This is a genomic window from Kitasatospora sp. MAP12-44 (assembly GCF_029892095.1).
GTDB lineage: Bacteria > Actinomycetota > Actinomycetes > Streptomycetales > Streptomycetaceae > Kitasatospora.
On record NZ_JARZAE010000004.1, the window covers coordinates 7,223,849 to 7,239,413 of the forward strand.

A 15,565-nucleotide genomic window follows, 5' to 3' on the forward strand; every position below is an offset into this window, starting at 1 on the left:
GAACTTACGCAACATCGGGGGCAGGGCATGTCTGGCGAGCGCATCTTCATCTCCTACCAGCGCGACTCCGCCGAGGTCGCGGGGCGGCTGCGGGACGCCCTGACCGCGGCCGGGTTCGAGACCTGGCTGGACACCGAGCAGATCCGGCACACCGCCCGCTGGCCGCTGGCCATCGACCACGCCCTGCGAGACGCGGACCGCCTGGTCGTGCTGCTCACCGAGCCGGCGATGGCCTCCGCCGAAGTCTTCAACGAGTGGTTCTACTTCTACCAGCACCGCAAGCCGCTCCACCTGATCCGCCTGGACGACTGCGACCCGCACTACCAGCTCCTGCCCTTCCAGCGCCTGGAATGGAACGCCACCCCGCCCCGGCCCTGGGACGAGCGGATCGCCCAGCTCGTGCGGGAACTTCGTGCCCCCTTCACCTGGCCGGACCGCGACTCGGCTGTGATCCACCTGGTCACCAGTCCCTTCGCCCCCAGCCGCTCCCTGCCCGGCGCCCTGGCTGCGCTCGAACACGCCGTCCGCGACCCCGATCGCGCCGTCGTCCTCAGCGAGGAGCAGCTCCACGAGATCCGCGCGCACAAGCCGCGCCAGCTGCGCGAGTACCTGCTCGCCTGCTACGCGCGCTGGTGTGCACCCCAGTACCAGCTCGACCGCCGCTTCGTACGCCTGACCCTTGTCGTCGACGAAGGCACCGACACCGCCGACCGCTGGACCGCCTACCCCTCGACTCGCTCCAGCGACGACCTGCGCGAAGTCCTGCGTGCCTCCGGCGCGTTCGCACACGTGCTGCTCGGCGCGCCCGGCTCGGGCAAGAGCACCCTGCTGCGCCGACTGGAGATGGACGTCGCCCGCAGCGGCATCGAGAACCCGGCCAACCCGGTCGTCCCGTTCAGCGTGTCGCTGGCCGAGTACGGGCTCAGCGCCACCGAGCCGCCACCCGACCCGCTGCACTGGCTCTCCCGCCGCTGGAGCACCCGCCATCCCGCCCTGCCCAGCCTGCCCGAGCTCCTCGCCGAGGGCCGCGTCCTGCTGCTCCTGGACGGCCTGAACGAACTCGCCCACAGCGACCCGTCCGACCTGCGCCGACGCGTGGACGCCTGGCGAGCCTTCCTGTACGAGCACGTCCGCGACATCCCCGGCAATCAGGCCCTGTTCACCTGCCGCACGCTGGACTACGGCGCGATGCTGAGTAGCAAGGACGTCGGCGTCCCGCACATCCGCCTGGAGCCGATGACCCGCGACCAGGTCTTCGAGTACCTGCGGCTGCGCCTGCCCGAGCAGGCCGACCTGGTCCAGCAGGCACTCAGCCGCGACCCGCGCGCCTTATCCCTCTACCGCAACCCCTACATGCTGCGCCTGCTGATCAACAGGGTCCAGGCGGTCGGCACCGTCCCGATCGGCCGTACCGAAGCCTTCGCCGGCATGGTCCGCGAACTCCTGCGCCGTGAGATCCTCTCCGGCAACCAGCACCTTCACGACCCCGAGTTGCTCACCGAACGCGAGCGCCGCCTCCTACGCGACGGGGTCACCGACCCGACCTGGCTGCCCGACCGCGGCCACTTCATCCCCGCGCTCACGCGCCTGGCCTACCAGATGCAGCAAGCCAAACGTGGCGAGGAGAAGGGCGCAGTGGTCGTCGACTACGACACCGCCGTCGAACTCCTCAACGGCCTGGCCCGCCTGGCCGATTCGTCCCTGCGGGCTGGCACGGACACCGGCATCCTGGACGACGACGAAGAAGCCATCCGCTTCTTCCACCAGCTGCTGCAGGAGTTCTTCGCCGCCCGCCAGCTGGCCGCCGTCCCCGACCCGCAGCGCATCACGGTCGAATTCCGCGCCTCGGCGGTCCAGCCCTCTCTGGAACAGGTCCTGGCCGACCTCGCCCCGGGCGAGCCCCTACCTCCCCTGGCCACCACCGGCTGGGAGGAGACCGCAGTCATGGCCGCCGCCCTCACCCCGGACCCGGACGGCTACGTACTCCAACTGCTCGCCGCCAACCCGGCGCTGGCCGGACGCTGCCTGGCTGCCCCCGACGTCCGCCTCACCACCTCCACTCGCCGCCAGGTCACCCAGGGCCTGATGGACCACCTCGCGGATCCCGGCGTCGACCTGCGCGCCCGCCTTCAGCTCGGCCGCATCCTCGCCACCGTGGACGACCCCCGCTACACCCGTCTCACCAGCAGCCACGGCCAGGCACTGCTCCCGCAGTTCGCCACCATCGAGGCCGGGCGCTACCGCGTCGGCGCCAACGACAGCCCGTACCCGCTGGAACAGCCCGTCCACGAAGTCGAACTGACCCGCTTCGAGCTCGCCCGATGGCCCGTCACCAACGCCGAGTACTCCTACTTCATCGACGCCGGCGGCTACCAGGACGACCGCTGGTGGCACAGCACCCACGCCCGCAACTGGCGCGCCGGCCACGGCACCCTCGACCTCATCTCCCGCGAGTGGGCCAAGAAGCGCGACAGCCTGCGCCGCCGTCCTCACCTGCCCGTCCGGATGCTGCGCGACGGGACCACGACCCTGCACCACGCCGTCAGCATGGTCAAACTCGCCGCAATGAGCGACCGGGAGATCCGCGATGCCCTCGGCCTGATCTACGGCACCGGCGCGCCCGGGGCGCCCGCGTACTGGCACGACAGCCGCCTCGCCGACCCCAGCCACCCCGTCGTCGGTGTCTCGGTCTACGAAGCGGAGGCGTACTGTGCGTGGCTCACCGCCGTCACTGGCAGCAGGATCCGCCTGGCCAGCGAGAACGAGTGGGAAGCCGTCGCAGCCCCCGACGGACGAGTCTTCAGCTACGGCGACACCTTCGACACGTACGCGGCCAACACCTTCGAGCTCCACCTACGCACCACCAGCCCGGTGGGCGTCTTCCCCACCGGTGTCTCCGCGCACGGCTGCCACGATCTGACCGGCAACGTCTTCGAGTGGACCGCCAGCCCCGCCACCCCATACCCACACGACCCGGCCGCGCGCGGCTCCGACGCCCCCGAAGCCGTGCGAATCTGCCGCGGCGGCTCCTGGCGCCACCACCAGATCCGGGCCCGCGCCGCCTACCGCGGCCGCGGCCAGTGCTTCGTCCGAAACGACGACCTGAGCTTCCGCCTCGCCCGCGGCTGACCTCAAGGTCCCTCCTCTCCCGGAAGGGCGCATCAACATCGAGGACAGGCTGCTGCTCGCGGTGAACGCCTCCGGGGCTCGGTCTCCACTGACCAAGCCCCGGAGGCACTTTCGGCTCCGCTTGGACTCCCGCCCCACCGAGCGGCTGTTCCTGATGCTGTCGCGCGGGCGGCAGGACTGCCCGTTCGAGCTCGGTTGACCGGGCCGTTGCAGCAGGTGCTGGCAGCGGCCCGGGAGCGAGCTGCTGATCCGACATGCTCACTAACGGTCGGCTGCTCCGTTGCCGTATGCACGTCCTCCTGCAATGACGAGGCGTGCGGCGCGCAGCGCGCTCAGGTCGCGGAGCGGGTCACCGTCGACGACGAGCAGGTCGGCGCGGTAGCCGACGGCGATCCGTCCGGTGTCGGCGTCGATTCCGAGCGCGCGGGCGGCATCGCTGGTGGCCATGTCGATGACGCGGTCCAGGGAGAGGCCCAGGTGTTCGTAGAGCTCGAGAGCGCCCACGAGGCCGTCGAACACGGAGCCCGGCACCCCGGCATCCGTTCCAGCCACCAGACGGACCCCTTGCTCGGCCATCCACCGTATCTGGCCAAAGAGTTGCTCGGCCCGCTCTGTCTCGAAGTACTCGGCGAAGCGCCGCCAGTTGTGGCTGGCCGCCGGGCACACGTGGATCCCCTTGGCGACGATGTCGGCGACCACGTCGGCGCGCATCTCGAAGCCCCCGTCGACCATCCAGGTGCAGTGCTCGATGGTGTCCACTCCGGCGGCGACCGCGGCGGCGATACCGTCCGCGCCATGGGCGTGGGCCGCGACGGGCAGACCGGCCCGGCGGGCCTCCGCCACCACCGCGTGCAGCTCCTCGGTGCTGAACTGGGACTGCCAGGTGGCAGCCCCGCCCTTGGTCAGGCTGCCTCCCGTGGCCATCACCTTGATCACGTCGGCGCCGCTCTCGGCGTTGCGCCGCACCCGGTCCCGGATAGCCTCCTCGCCGGACACCTCGCCACCGAGGAACCAGCAGTGTCCGCCAGGTGGGGTGAGGGGAGCCGTCGCCGCCAGGATCCGCGGACCGGGCAGAACTCCCTCCGCGATCGCGTCACGCAGACGCACCGCGAGGCCACCCCGGTCACCCAGGTCCCGCACCGTGGTCACACCCGCGGCCAGGGCCTGCTGCGCCCGGCCGGCCATGCCGAGTAGCAGACTCGTGTCGTCTGCCTCCTGCAACGAAGTAATCGGGTCCGGCCCGGCGTCGAAGGCGAGATGGACGTGGCAGTTGATCAGGCCCGGGAGGACGGTGCCATCCGGGAAGGACGCCCTCCGCACGCCGTCGGGGGCAACTTGTTCGACCTCGGCGCGCGTCCCGACCGCAGCGATGGAGCCTCCGCTGACAAGTACGGCCCCATCGTCCACGCAGTCGCCGCCAGGGCCCGTGAGTACCCGTCCGGCCGAGATCAACAGCTCCATCATCCGTCTCCTTGATCCAATCGTGTTTGTCTGTCACGACCCGAGTGCCGCCCACAAGCCGACGATCCGGCTCTGGCCTGTGGATGCGATGTGCCGGGGGCCAGTCCACCAAGGCGGGGCACCGAACGGCATCGCAGTGGACCGGCCCGCGATCGAGTCGTCATCGGCCGTGCGCCTGCGGGCAGGCGTGGGGCTCGCCGGGCACAGCTGCGACGTGCTATGCGGATCTCACCGCATCTGCCAGTGCCGCGAGTTGTCGTACGTCGGCGTCAAGGTCGTCGCTGTGCGGCATCGCTATCGGAACCGCCGTCGAAGTCGCCGAGCCGCCTGACGCGTAGGTTTGGAGTGCCGTTCGCAGGTGCTCGGCCAGAGCCGCCGGCGAGGTCTCGCCGACACCGGCGCCGAGGTCTGCGAGGTACGGACTGATGCGCACCAGGCCGTCACGGCACTCGATGACGCGCCGGTAGTAGCGATGGTGAACGCTTCGAAGGGAAAGGACGTGGTCCCATCGGCTGACGGGTACGCGATTCAGGGCGTCTTCGGGGTACGCCTCGTGCAGCACCGTCCAGAGCGGGTGCAGCCGCCGGTAGAGGCGACGATGGTGCCGCCAGATTCGTACCGCGGCGACCCGTGTGGCGAAGCCGGGGTAACTGACGCCGACCATGAAGAGTGGGATCGCGAGGACCAGGAGGAGATTCGCGCTCTGGAGTAGCACCGGTGGAGCTGAACCGCCCGACCACCAGAGCATGACGAGGACCGCGCGGACCGAGCTGGCTGCCACCATGCCCGCCATGCCTGCTGCTGCCAGCCGTAGCCCGGTGGTCAGGGGGCGGGTCGACACCTGGGCATAGCGCCAGGTCCAGCGCAGTGCCGAGGCGATTGCGTAGATCATGTACAGTCCGGCGACCAGGTAGAAGACGGTGACCTGGGGGACCCGCATGTCCGTTGGCGCGAATAGGAGGTCCTTGACGCTCTGGGGAGCAGTGAGAGCTGCCAGGGAGATGGCTCCGATGGCAACGACGAGTGGAACTGCCTCCCACCGGGCGCGGATTCGCCCCCGGCGGCGATCTGACGCCGAGTAGAGGTAGAAGCACATCAGCCAGTAGTAGGCACCGAGGAGCAGGACGTTCTGCAGGAGCTTGGCTGAGCCATGTCCGGCGACGTTGTCGAAGGCCCTCGCGCCAGCCGCAAGGCCGAGTGGGAATGCCGCGCCAATACACGCAAGGCACAGCGTGACCGCGCGGAGCGGGTCATCGTGGCGCGCTTTGACCAGTTGGTACAGCTTCCAGATCAGGGCGACGGCGAAAACCGCACCGGCAAGTGCTGTCACGACGGTCATAGCCATCCCTGCCGATCACCCAAGGCCGTCTGTACCCGCTGTACGGAGGGGTCGTTCGATCTGCGCGGAGTCACGCGGTCGAGTACGGAGGCCCACTCCAGGATGATCGTGGCCACCAGTTCGGCCTCGCGTTCGTGCTCCTGGTCGTAAGAGGTCCGGCGTAGTGCTCGTCGGACGGCCTCCTGCGAGAGATCGGGCATCATCTCGCGCCAGAACTCGTCGTCGGTGTCGTCGCTCTGATGATCTGCCAGGATGTGGCCGATCTCGTGCAGGATGATGTGATCCTGGTGGATCTTGCTGGTCTCCTGCTGGTACAGGATGTAATCAGCCGACGCAGTGGCAAGCCACACACCGAACGGCCCAGGCACGGGCAACGAGTGGGGCACGAGCCGGATGGGACGTTGACGTTGCTCCCCGAGGAGCCGGCATAAGACGTCCACCTGCAACGGAGGCTGGATACCCAGGGCCCGCAGCTCACGCTTACAGCGACGCCGCAGCTCCCGCTCCTTCAATCTGCCCACCCCTGATCAGATTCGTTGTCGGTTGCCGCCATCGCCAGGCCCCCTCCCGGCGTCCAGCGGCCTGGCCGGTATCGGCCAGTCACAAGCCTCGACGTTCCGCCTGCTCCAACTGATAGACGACGTCGAGAAGATCCATCACCTGTTTGCGCCGCTCCGAGGACAACTCACCCGCGCGCATGGCCATCAGCTTCGCGTCGCCGCTACCGACAGCCTTGTCCAGGCGCTCCTGCTCCGCCGTCAGGAGACTCAACTGCCCTTCGACTCGGTCCGCCACCTCGTCGTCGAAGAAGTAGGCCGCGGGCACCCCGAAGAAACCCGCCAGAGCCTGCAGGTGCTTGAGGGTCGGGTTCTCCTTCTTGCCCTTGCGCAGCTGCCAGATGTAGCTCTGCGAGATCGCGACGCCAGCCTTGCCGATGGCTGCCGCGACGTGCTCGTTGCTGTACTCCTGGCCCCCACGGGGCTTGAAGGTCGCGAACAAGTGGTTCAGCTTGTCCGCCAGGCTACGGACTACCTGCTCGGTCACAGCGACCCCCTCGCGGCATCACCCTAGGCTCCACTCGTGTCAATGTACCTCAATCCCCATCCATGCACGACAGTTGAATCCCACCCCGCCTCGTGAGTAGACTGCCCACACCGACTCCACTCAGGTACGAGATTGTCGCAAACGATCTTAAACGAGAGTGGAGAGGCTGGTCGCCGAACCGAAGGGGGAGGGGGGCATTGCCATGCGCCGGGGGGCGATCTACGTGGCATGCGGCCAGGATGGGCGAAGGTCCGGATCGCGGAACGCCCTGCCATCGCCCATCGGGGCGCGCACCGGCCGGCGAAGCGCCTGCAAGCGGGGGACTCCACGGCAACAGCGCTTAGCCATCGGCAATTACCCCTTATCCTTCAACGCTTCTCTGGTCGAAACCAGCTCGCCGGATGAAGAGGGTAAATGATCAAGGCATCGTGTTCGACCACAGCCCACGGTGGGGCAGGATGCCTGCCATTGAATCGCATTAAGTGGATCCCTGGATTCCGCTAGGCGATAGCAATTAGCCGGGCGCGGCGTAATGCCCTGCCGAAGCCTTCACGCCAACCAAGCGATTCGCCGTTTGATTGAAGATCAATCACTCGAACAACTTGCGACCCGTTCGGACTCTGTGTAAGCATCGATACGAACACAGCCAGTCAGGATACGCTGAAAATCAGACAGCAAGTGGTTGGTTCAAGTTCCACTTAAAGATGTGAGGGCTGGACTTCGAGTGTCAGCCTTAGGATGGTTCAGACTCTTATTCTGTTTTGATCTTCGGGAATTCCTGGGGGGAACCGATGCCACCGAACGATGTGGCGCCCGCCGATCACGCGGTCGCATTCAACCGGCCAGCCGAGGCTGAGCCAGTCGTGGGCGTCGACGGGCTGCGGAAGAGCTACGGCGACAAGGAGGCCGTCCGCGGGGTCTCCCTGGAGATCCGCACCAGCGAGGTCTTCGGGCTTATCGGACCGAACGGTGCCGGCAAGACAACCACGCTGGAATGCCTGGTGGGGGTACGTCGGCCGACTGCCGGACTGATTCGGGTCCTCGGCTTCGATCCGGCAGGCCGGAGCTTGGAGTTACGGAGGCAGTTGGCAGTCCAGCCTCAGGAAGGCACCCTGTTTCCGCAGCTCAGGGTGCGGGAGACCATCGAAATGTGGGCTTCCTTCTACTCCCAGCCCATGGACGTTGACCAGGTGCTGAGCGAGGTCGGGCTGGCCGAGCAGGCAGGGCAGAAGGTCAAAGCGCTGTCCGGCGGGCAGCGACGCAGGCTGCTGCTCGCGGTCAGCATCGTCGGTCGTCCGAAGCTGCTGGTGCTGGACGAGCCGGCTGCCGGCCTCGACCCGCAGGCGCGCGAGCTCCTGTGGAACGTGATCAGAGCACACCGCCGAGCGGGTGGATCCACACTGCTGACCACACACGACATGAATGAAGCTGCCCAGCTCTGCGATCGCGTGGGGGTGTTGGTGGCGGGGAAAGTGGTCGCCTCGGGTACCCCGGCGGAACTCGTCCGCGACCTCGGTGGTCTCAGCACCATCTCCTTCACCACTGACGCGCCCGCATCCCTGGCCGCGGTCCGGATGCTTCCAGGGGTATCTGGCGTGCGGACGGAATCCTCGCGCGGACGAGTCCTGGTACAGGTGAGCACCAAGCAGGGCGATGCCGTGTTGAAGCATGTCGCCTCCACTCCCACGCTGAATGCCATGGATCTGTCGGTCGCCCACGGGGGATTGGACGAGGTGTTCCGTAACCTGGTCGCCTCGGCCTCCAAGGACAGCGGAGACGACAAGGCTGGTGGCTCGGATGAGTCCTCGTAACTCAACTTTCTCGCACTTGGTGAGGACAAATTCCAGGGAGCTTTTCCGCGATGGGAAGACGGCGTTCTTCGTCCTGATTTTCCCCTTGTTCTTTATGGCGATGTTTCTCGGAATGGGCCTGCTCACCAGCGGCGGTTCGTATCACGTCGCGGTGGCACCAGGGCCCGGTCAGCACCAGCTGGTCGACCAACTCAATCACGTCAGCGGCCTCACGGTGAAGGAGCTCGATCAGGCGCTGCCGGATCAGCCCCGTACGCTCGGTGGCTACGACGCGATCGTTCAGACTGAGCAGGGCCGGCCCGTGGTCACGGTCGATGCGGGGAAGTTCGGGGTGGTCCGCGGAATGCGTGACGCGCTGGACAACGGCCAAGGCCCGTCCGCTCGTTCGGTCTTCCGCACTCCTGATGGTGGGGTGCCGTTCGATCCGGTGAAGGCATCTCTGCCCACTGCTCTATTCATCGCACTGATGTCGGCCGCTTTCTTCGGCACCGCCACGCCATTGATCGGCCTGCGCCAGCGTGGAACGCTGCGGATGCTCGGAACCACTCCGCTGAAGCGCCGGACCTTCATCCTGGCCCAGGCCCCGGTGCGCCTCGGACTGGTCATGGCACAGGTGGTGGTGGTCGGGACGATCGCGGCCGTCTGCGGCTTCCTCTCTATGGGAGACGCGCTTCCCGTGCTGGTCAGCGGACTGCTGGGTGCGCTGATGCTGTTCGGCTTCGGCTATCTGGTTGCCGCCAGGATGCGCAACGCCGAGGTGGCCAACGGCCTGCTGGCCGTGCTGATGCCGGTGGCCATGCTCTTCAGTGGGCTGTTCCTACCGATGAACCTGATGCCGGGCCCGCTTCGCGCGGTGTCCCAGGCACTTCCGACGACCTATCTGGTGGACGCGCTGAGCCACGCCTTCACGGGGGCACCCTCCCAACACGGCCTCGCTGTGGACTGGCTGGTGCTGGCAGGCTCGGCCGTTCTCCTCGCACTACTCGCTGCTCGACTCTTCAGCTGGGATCAGGGAGAAGAAAAATGACCGCTTTATCGTCTCCGGACTTACTCGGTGGGCTGCGAAACGTTGATGAACTGGTCAGCCCCTACGGGCTGGTGAACCGGGTCCAACGCCTGCCGAACCATCCGGGCGAACCGCAGTTCCCCATCTACAGCGCCTCCCTGGGGGACATCGCCCGCGTCGTCCCCAACGTCGCCGCGGCGGTCGGAAGCCGTGGTGCGCGGGGGCAGATGGACGGGGCTGGCGGTGGTCTCGATCCTGAGCGGGCGGCGCGGCTGTGCGTCGCCGAGGCCCTGGAGCGGTACTCCACCTGTGCGGCTCCTGAAGACCAGCTGACCTGGGCGACCGCGCGTGAACTCGGCGACGAGGCAATGCCATTGCAGTCGCTTCCGCGCTGTTCACCGGCTGAGCTCGCCCATCCCCGAGCCATGGCCGTGGATATCGACGAGGACGCGCCCATGCGCTGGGCGCGCGGCTGGTCGCTGACGGAGCATCGCCCGCTGTGGGTCCCGGCAGTTCAGGTGTGGATGCACCTTTCGGCCCAATCCCGCGGAGAGCGGCACTGGAACCCGATCTCCACCGGTTGCGCCACCCACACGGATCTGGCGCAGGCACTGGTCAACGCCATCTGCGAGGTGGTGGAGCGCGACGCGATCTCTCTGACGTGGTACCAGAAGCTCGCGCTGCCACGAATCGAGTTCGACGAGGTACCTGACTCGTTGGCGCCCTACCTGGAACGCTCGCGGCGCAGTCAGGTGGAGACGGTGTTCTTCGACGCCACCACCGACCTGGGTCTTCCGGTCGTCTACTCAATCGACCTCAGTCCGGACAACCAGGTGCTGGGGCAGCTGGTGATGTGCAACGCTGGACTTGATCCCGCAGACTCCATCGCCAAGCTCATCCGCGAGTCGGCCTCGTCGAGGATCGCAATGCAGGTGCCACGCGATGTGCCGGAGTCCTTCGATGACTATGTGAACGTCTACCACGGTGCGGCCTATATGGGACGCCCCGAGCGGCTCGGTGACTTCAACTTCCTGCTGCAGGGCGAGCACCGACGCAAGTTCAGTGACCTGCCCAACTTGGCGAGTGGTGAGCCCGCCAGGGATCTGCAGGTGCTGCTGCAGTGGCTACACATGGCCGGCTGCCAGGTGGTGGCGGTGGAATGCACCACCGACGAGGCGCGGGACGTCGGTTTCCGGGTGGTCCGGGTACTGATCCCGCAACTGATGCCGCTCTCGTTCACTTACCGGGCCCGCTACTTGGCCCACCCCCGCCTGTACCGGGCACCGGCCCGGATGGGCTACCCAGTGCTGTCGCCCGAAGAGATCAACCCGCTGCCACAGCCGTTCGCGTAGAAGCACGTTCAACGTCGAAGCCGACCCCCGCTGGCTGGTGTCTACCCCCAGACCAAACAGCTGCTCGGCTCCGAATGCCAGGGCATTGCCTCAGGTACGCCGTCTTCGAACGAGCGACATCCCGCTCGGCACCCGAGCTTCCCCGGCCCTTGGCAACCCACCCAGTAAGCACACAACGGCCGACCGGCAGCGCCGTACGCCGGCGCCTCAACCGGTCATGCCTGGTTGCGGTCGCTGCCCGCGGCGACCAGCCCTGCCTACCGCTCTTCCAGCCGACCGATCGACGAGACGGTCCAGGAGATGAGGAACCAATGGAACCGGTGCATCTGATCGCCGTGGGCGACTTCGGCGCCGCCGTGGCGGAGCGCCTGATGCAGGCCCGTGGACACATGGCACTGAGCGTCGAGGGCGAGGGCCCGTGGCCCGCCTCCGCTTCGGCCGCCTGGCCGCGGGCCAGATTGAGGGTCCTCCTTGCCTGGCGAGAGACCCCGAAGCTAGCCGAGACTATCGACGTACGCTCCGCCGACTGGGGCACGCCCTGGTTGCCAGTGGTACTGGAGCATCCCCGGCTGCGGGTCGGTCCAGTCGTAGTACCCGGAAGCGGCCCCTGCTACCGCTGCTTCCGCGAGCGTCGCGCCCAGCACGAGCAGGACAGCGCCATCACCGACGCCCTGCACGCCCACTACGACGCGACTCCGGCCTCCGGCCCCGCCGGCTTCCTGCCCCACCACGTGGGCATGGCGGCTGCACTCGTCGAAGCGGAGCTGCAGCGTTTCGACAACGGGAGTCTCGCCGACAGCGCGGGCACCGTGCGCCACTACCACCTGCTGGAGCACCAGGCCTCGGCCGCCAAGATGGTGGCGGTGCATGGGTGCGACCGCTGCCGCGACACGAAGCCGGTATCGACCTGGAGTCAGCTCGCCGATGACCTGACGGGTCTGCTTCCGGTCCTGGAAGAAGGAAAATGATGGCTGGTCAACTTGTCTCGGCGGAGGACATGCGCCGAGCTGTCGCGGATGATCCGCAGTTCCGCTGCCCACGGCGGCCTGCCCTGGTCCGGGGACTGGTACGGCTCCACCTACCCGACGGGATCCTGGTCGAAGGTGCCCCGAGCCGACAGATTCTGCGCGGCGCCGCCACCCGCGATCTTGTCCCCGCCATCCTGCCGCTGCTCGACGGAACGCTGGACGCCGAGGGCATCGCCGACCGCACTGGTCTGCCCAGGCCGCACGTGGAGCGGGTCATCGCGCTGCTCTACACGTGCGGGCTGCTGGAAGAAGGCGAGGGGGATTCCGAAGCCGCTCCGAACACCCCCGAGGCCGCCTTCTGGTCGCGCAGTCTGGACTCCACCCGAGTCAATAGCAGGGCCTCGGAAGTCCTGGCGCGGCTGGCTTCCGCCCAGATCGGTGTCGCCGGGGACGGCAGGCTCGCGAAGCTGATTCTCAACGAGCTGGGCTCCGCAGGGATGACCGCCATCGGGCCGGTCACCGGCGTGGCCCCGCCCTCGGTCCAGCAACACGACCTCGTGGTGGCCGCCATCGAGGAGGACGCCCCTGCGCCGGCCGAACTGGCCGAGGATTGCGCCCGTGCCGGTGTGCCGTTCCTGCCGGTCCGCCTCAGCGGCGGAACGGTGGAGCTGGGCCCCTACATCGACCCCGAGTTCACCCCGAGCTTCACCGACGCGGAGCGTCAACGCCTGGCCGCCCCGGTGCCTGACGACACCACGGGCTTGTCCGCCCAGCTTCGGATGCAGCTCGCCGCGGTCCTGGTTGCCGCACAGACCGCTGCCCTGATCGCCCGAGTCGGCTCCGCGCCCGTGCTGCGTGGCCTGATGCGGGTGGACCTCGGCACCTGGGAGCAGAGCCTCCACGTCGTGGCGTCGATCCCCGACCAACCAGGCCCGCGGGTCACCACCACCGCCGCAGGGGTACCCCTGGCGGTCGCCTTTGAGAGCTCGGTGGCCTTCACCCCGCGACGGCTGCTCAACCCCCGGGCGCACCAAGTTCACTACAAGCCGGGCAACTTGGCCCTCCAGCACGAGTCCAAGCGTTGGCCCAGCGCAAGGGAGTTGGAGCTGGCGGACTTCACCGCCACCGTCCCGGCTCCCCTGGCCGCTCCTGGGTCGCTTGGTGGCGAACCTGGGGCCGGGTCCGTTCCGCTGGGGCAGCTCGCAGCTCTGCTGCAGCGCGGCGCCGGCCTTCGCCCCGGAGGCGACTCGGAGCGCAAGGTCCAGCGGTGGGCTCCGACGGGCGGAAACCTGGGCTCGGTGCAGCTTCATGTGGTCGCCCGGCGAGTGACGGGTTTGCAGCCTGGCCTGTGGGGCTATGTCAGCGGCGGGCACCGGCTGGCCAGGCTCGGCGACGGCCTCGACATCGGCTACCCGTCCACGTCTGCCGCTGTCTCACCTGCGGTGATCGTCCTCACGGCGGCGCTGTCGCGGGTTGCCTCGAAGTACTACGGCTTCGGCTGGCGCGTGATTCATCTGGACGCGGGTGCCGCCATGGCCCAACTGGTTTACACCGCACAGGCTTTCGGGCTCTCGGCGAGGCCACTTGACCGGTGGGACGACAGTCAGCTGGCGGAGCTGCTCGATCTCGATCTGGACAGCGAGCCCGTCACCGGGGTGCTGCTGGTCGGTGCCGACCTCAACCAAGGGGAGGAGTAGCCATGCATGCTGCCACTCGAAACACGGTCGATCCGGCCCTGGTGGACGACGCCCTGCGGTTTCCCGATCACGCTCAGGCCCTGGGACTGCTGAGGACACACAGCCGGCTGGATGCAGAAGCGGTCCAGGCAAGCTCCCGTACTCCCAGTCCCGGGCTCTACCAGGCGCTCGACGCCGGCCTGGACTCGCCAGAGCGGGTGCAGATCGCGGCGGCGCCCTCGCCGCGTACGCCGCTGGAGCAGTTGCAGCGCGGCCGGCTGTCCGAGCGTTTCTACGCGGACCGTCCCGTGGCTGCCGACGTGGTCGCTGCCTTGGTCGCCGCCGCAGGCGGATTCGACGAGGCTGCTTGGCCCGACCGTGAGGCCGGGGCCGGCTTGCAGTTCCTGGTCGCCGCCCGAGCGGTAACCGGTCTGCGCCCTGCGATCCACCTGGCTGATCCGCGTTCGGGCCGTTTCACCGCGGTCGGGGAACTGCCGGGCGGTGCCGCCGCAGCCGATCTCGTCCTGCAGCTCGAGTTCGCCCAGGCGCCGGCGATCCTCATGGTCTGCGGCCCGCTCGCGGCCTCGTTGGACCGGCACGGTGAGCACGGCCACCGACTGCTGCTCAGCCGAGCGGGGGCTGCGGCCTACGCCGGCTGGCTGACCGCTCTGGACCACGGTCTCGCAGGCAGCATCTTCGCCGGATTCCTCGCCGCGGCACTGCGCCCGCTGGTCCCCGTCGACGGCTACCACACCAGCCAGTTGCTGGCATTGGCCGTCGGCCATCCGCTGGACAGCACCGGGGACTGACCTGGCTGTCCACCCTCGACTTCCCCGCTCCAGCCGGGGCGGGGACACACGGGACGACATCCGTCCCGCAACCGTAAGGAGAACCACATGGACACCATCGACGTCCTCGACCTCTTCGCCGAGGACCTGGCCCTCCCCGTGGACGCCCTCCCGAGCGAGGTCGCCCTCAGCTCCTTCTCCAGCGTCAGCTCGCTGGACTGCCTCACCTGCCCCGTCTCGACCGCGTCGTCCAACGGCACGGTCAGCTCGGCCGGCTGATCCAGCCGACGGCCCAACGCAACCGTAAGGAGAACCGCATGGACACCATCGACGTCCTGGACCTCTTCGCCGAGGAAGGCGAGGTCCTGACCCTCACCGCCGAGCCGCTGGCGAGCGAATCCCTGCTCGGCACCTGGGGATCCTTCGGGAGCCTCACCAGCGCCTCCTGCCCGGCGTCCACCGCCGGGAGCAGCAGCAGCGCATCCAGCGCTGGCTAAGCGCATCACAGAAGAGAGGGGAATCACCATGCACCAGGAAAGCATCGATCTGTTCGCCGAGGACCTCACCACGGGACTCGCGGTGGAGCAGCTGGACGACTCCACGCTGCTCGGCACCTGGACCTCCAGCACCACTGTGGGTTCCGCGTCCTGCCCGGCCTCTACGGCCTCCTCGTCGTCGTCGGCCTCCAGCATCGGCTGACGACCGTCTCATCCGAGTCACTGAACGAAAGGAGAAAGATCATGCAGGCTGAACTGGTCGCGCGACAGGGCGACATCTGGGCGATCGACCTGTCCGCGGAGGACATGACGGTCGAGAGCCTCGACACCGCCACCCTGCTCGGGACCACGGGCTCGTTCGCGTGCGGTGCGTGCGCGAGCTGCCCGGTCTCGTCGGCGTCCACCGCCGGCACCATCGGGTCGGCGTGAACCCCGAGGCCCACCTAACCGTCGGCGGGCTGACCCCCTAGGCCCACCGACCAGTGCCGCGCCGC

At 68.0% G+C, this 15,565-nt stretch carries 15 protein-coding genes; 11 read left to right on the plus strand and 4 right to left on the minus strand.

Annotated elements, in window-relative coordinates; genetic code table 11:
- Window positions 1–27: 27 nt before the first annotated feature.
- Window positions 28–3,129, plus strand: a complete 3,102-nt coding sequence (locus P3T34_RS33000) for an SUMF1/EgtB/PvdO family nonheme iron enzyme (protein WP_280669707.1) — start codon at window positions 28–30, stop codon at window positions 3,127–3,129.
- A gap of 261 nt (window positions 3,130–3,390) precedes the next feature.
- Here P3T34_RS33000 and P3T34_RS33005 read toward each other — a convergent pair whose 3' ends face one another.
- The 4 genes from P3T34_RS33005 to P3T34_RS33020 all read right to left on the minus strand — a co-directional run bounded on the left by P3T34_RS33005 (window position 3,391) and on the right by P3T34_RS33020 (window position 6,973).
- Complete coding sequence (locus P3T34_RS33005; RefSeq protein WP_348534717.1) at window positions 3,391–4,590, minus strand: amidohydrolase family protein; 1,200 nt, start codon at window positions 4,588–4,590, stop codon at window positions 3,391–3,393.
- A gap of 217 nt (window positions 4,591–4,807) precedes the next feature.
- Complete coding sequence (locus tag P3T34_RS33010; protein WP_280669709.1) at window positions 4,808–5,929, minus strand: MAB_1171c family putative transporter; 1,122 nt, start codon at window positions 5,927–5,929, stop codon at window positions 4,808–4,810.
- Window positions 5,926–6,315, minus strand: coding sequence for a hypothetical protein (locus P3T34_RS33015; RefSeq protein WP_280669710.1), 390 nt, complete (start codon window positions 6,313–6,315; stop codon window positions 5,926–5,928). The genes P3T34_RS33010 and P3T34_RS33015 overlap by 4 nt, the downstream gene beginning before the upstream one ends.
- Window positions 6,316–6,529: 214 nt before the next feature.
- Window positions 6,530–6,973: a helix-turn-helix domain-containing protein gene (locus tag P3T34_RS33020; RefSeq protein ID WP_280669711.1), complete on the minus strand. Its 444-nt coding sequence runs from the start codon at window positions 6,971–6,973 to the stop codon at window positions 6,530–6,532.
- Between the two features lie 791 nt (window positions 6,974–7,764).
- Here P3T34_RS33020 and P3T34_RS33025 point away from each other — a divergent pair.
- From P3T34_RS33025 to P3T34_RS33070, 10 genes are all read left to right on the plus strand, one after another.
- Window positions 7,765–8,784 carry an ABC transporter ATP-binding protein gene (locus P3T34_RS33025; protein ID WP_280669712.1) on the plus strand — a complete coding sequence of 340 codons (1,020 nt, stop codon included), beginning with the start codon at window positions 7,765–7,767 and terminating at the stop codon, window positions 8,782–8,784.
- Window positions 8,771–9,811 carry an ABC transporter permease gene (locus P3T34_RS33030; protein ID WP_280669713.1) on the plus strand — a complete coding sequence of 347 codons (1,041 nt, stop codon included), beginning with the start codon at window positions 8,771–8,773 and terminating at the stop codon, window positions 9,809–9,811. Before P3T34_RS33025 ends, P3T34_RS33030 begins: the two co-directional genes overlap by 14 nt.
- Window positions 9,808–11,142 carry a YcaO-like family protein gene (locus tag P3T34_RS33035; protein WP_280669714.1) on the plus strand — a complete coding sequence of 445 codons (1,335 nt, stop codon included), beginning with the start codon at window positions 9,808–9,810 and terminating at the stop codon, window positions 11,140–11,142. Before P3T34_RS33030 ends, P3T34_RS33035 begins: the two co-directional genes overlap by 4 nt.
- Window positions 11,143–11,462: 320 nt before the next feature.
- Complete coding sequence (locus P3T34_RS33040; RefSeq protein WP_280669715.1) at window positions 11,463–12,110, plus strand: TOMM precursor leader peptide-binding protein; 648 nt, start codon at window positions 11,463–11,465, stop codon at window positions 12,108–12,110.
- On the plus strand, window positions 12,110–13,807 hold the full coding sequence (locus P3T34_RS33045; RefSeq protein WP_280669716.1) for a nitroreductase family protein: 1,698 nt from the start codon (window positions 12,110–12,112) through the stop codon (window positions 13,805–13,807). The genes P3T34_RS33040 and P3T34_RS33045 overlap by 1 nt, the downstream gene beginning before the upstream one ends.
- Window positions 13,808–13,809: 2 nt before the next feature.
- On the plus strand, window positions 13,810–14,595 hold the full coding sequence (locus P3T34_RS33050) for a nitroreductase family protein (RefSeq protein ID WP_280669717.1): 786 nt from the start codon (window positions 13,810–13,812) through the stop codon (window positions 14,593–14,595).
- Window positions 14,596–14,682: 87 nt separating this feature from the next.
- Complete coding sequence (locus tag P3T34_RS33055) at window positions 14,683–14,853, plus strand: thiocillin family RiPP (RefSeq protein ID WP_280669718.1); 171 nt, start codon at window positions 14,683–14,685, stop codon at window positions 14,851–14,853.
- Window positions 14,854–14,891: 38 nt separating this feature from the next.
- The gene (locus tag P3T34_RS33060; protein WP_280669719.1) at window positions 14,892–15,071 is read left to right on the plus strand and encodes a thiocillin family RiPP; all 180 of its coding nucleotides are present in this window, start codon (window positions 14,892–14,894) and stop codon (window positions 15,069–15,071) included.
- Window positions 15,072–15,099: 28 nt separating this feature from the next.
- Entirely contained in the window at window positions 15,100–15,273 is a 174-nt protein-coding gene (locus P3T34_RS33065) for a thiocillin family RiPP (RefSeq protein WP_280669720.1), read from the plus strand.
- Between the two features lie 41 nt (window positions 15,274–15,314).
- Window positions 15,315–15,500, plus strand: a complete 186-nt coding sequence (locus P3T34_RS33070) for a thiocillin family RiPP (RefSeq protein WP_280669721.1) — start codon at window positions 15,315–15,317, stop codon at window positions 15,498–15,500.
- Window positions 15,501–15,565 lie beyond the last annotated feature (65 nt).

Bases quoted from the DNA above. Each gene is read 5' to 3' on its own strand.
- P3T34_RS33000 (WP_280669707.1), top strand. From the start codon at position 28: ATGTCTGGCGAGCGCATCTTCATCTCCTACCAGCGCGACTCCGCCGAG.
- P3T34_RS33005 (WP_348534717.1), bottom strand. From the start codon at position 4,590: ATGGAGCTGTTGATCTCGGCCGGACGGGTACTCACGGGCCCTGGCGGC.
- P3T34_RS33010 (WP_280669709.1), bottom strand. From the start codon at position 5,929: ATGACCGTCGTGACAGCACTTGCCGGTGCGGTTTTCGCCGTCGCCCTG.
- P3T34_RS33025 (WP_280669712.1), top strand. From the start codon at position 7,765: ATGCCACCGAACGATGTGGCGCCCGCCGATCACGCGGTCGCATTCAAC.
- P3T34_RS33030 (WP_280669713.1), top strand. From the start codon at position 8,771: ATGAGTCCTCGTAACTCAACTTTCTCGCACTTGGTGAGGACAAATTCC.
- P3T34_RS33035 (WP_280669714.1), top strand. From the start codon at position 9,808: ATGACCGCTTTATCGTCTCCGGACTTACTCGGTGGGCTGCGAAACGTT.
- P3T34_RS33045 (WP_280669716.1), top strand. From the start codon at position 12,110: ATGGCTGGTCAACTTGTCTCGGCGGAGGACATGCGCCGAGCTGTCGCG.
- P3T34_RS33050 (WP_280669717.1), top strand. From the start codon at position 13,810: ATGCATGCTGCCACTCGAAACACGGTCGATCCGGCCCTGGTGGACGAC.
- P3T34_RS33055 (WP_280669718.1), top strand. From the start codon at position 14,683: ATGGACACCATCGACGTCCTCGACCTCTTCGCCGAGGACCTGGCCCTC.
- P3T34_RS33060 (WP_280669719.1), top strand. From the start codon at position 14,892: ATGGACACCATCGACGTCCTGGACCTCTTCGCCGAGGAAGGCGAGGTC.
- P3T34_RS33065 (WP_280669720.1), top strand. From the start codon at position 15,100: ATGCACCAGGAAAGCATCGATCTGTTCGCCGAGGACCTCACCACGGGA.
- P3T34_RS33070 (WP_280669721.1), top strand. From the start codon at position 15,315: ATGCAGGCTGAACTGGTCGCGCGACAGGGCGACATCTGGGCGATCGAC.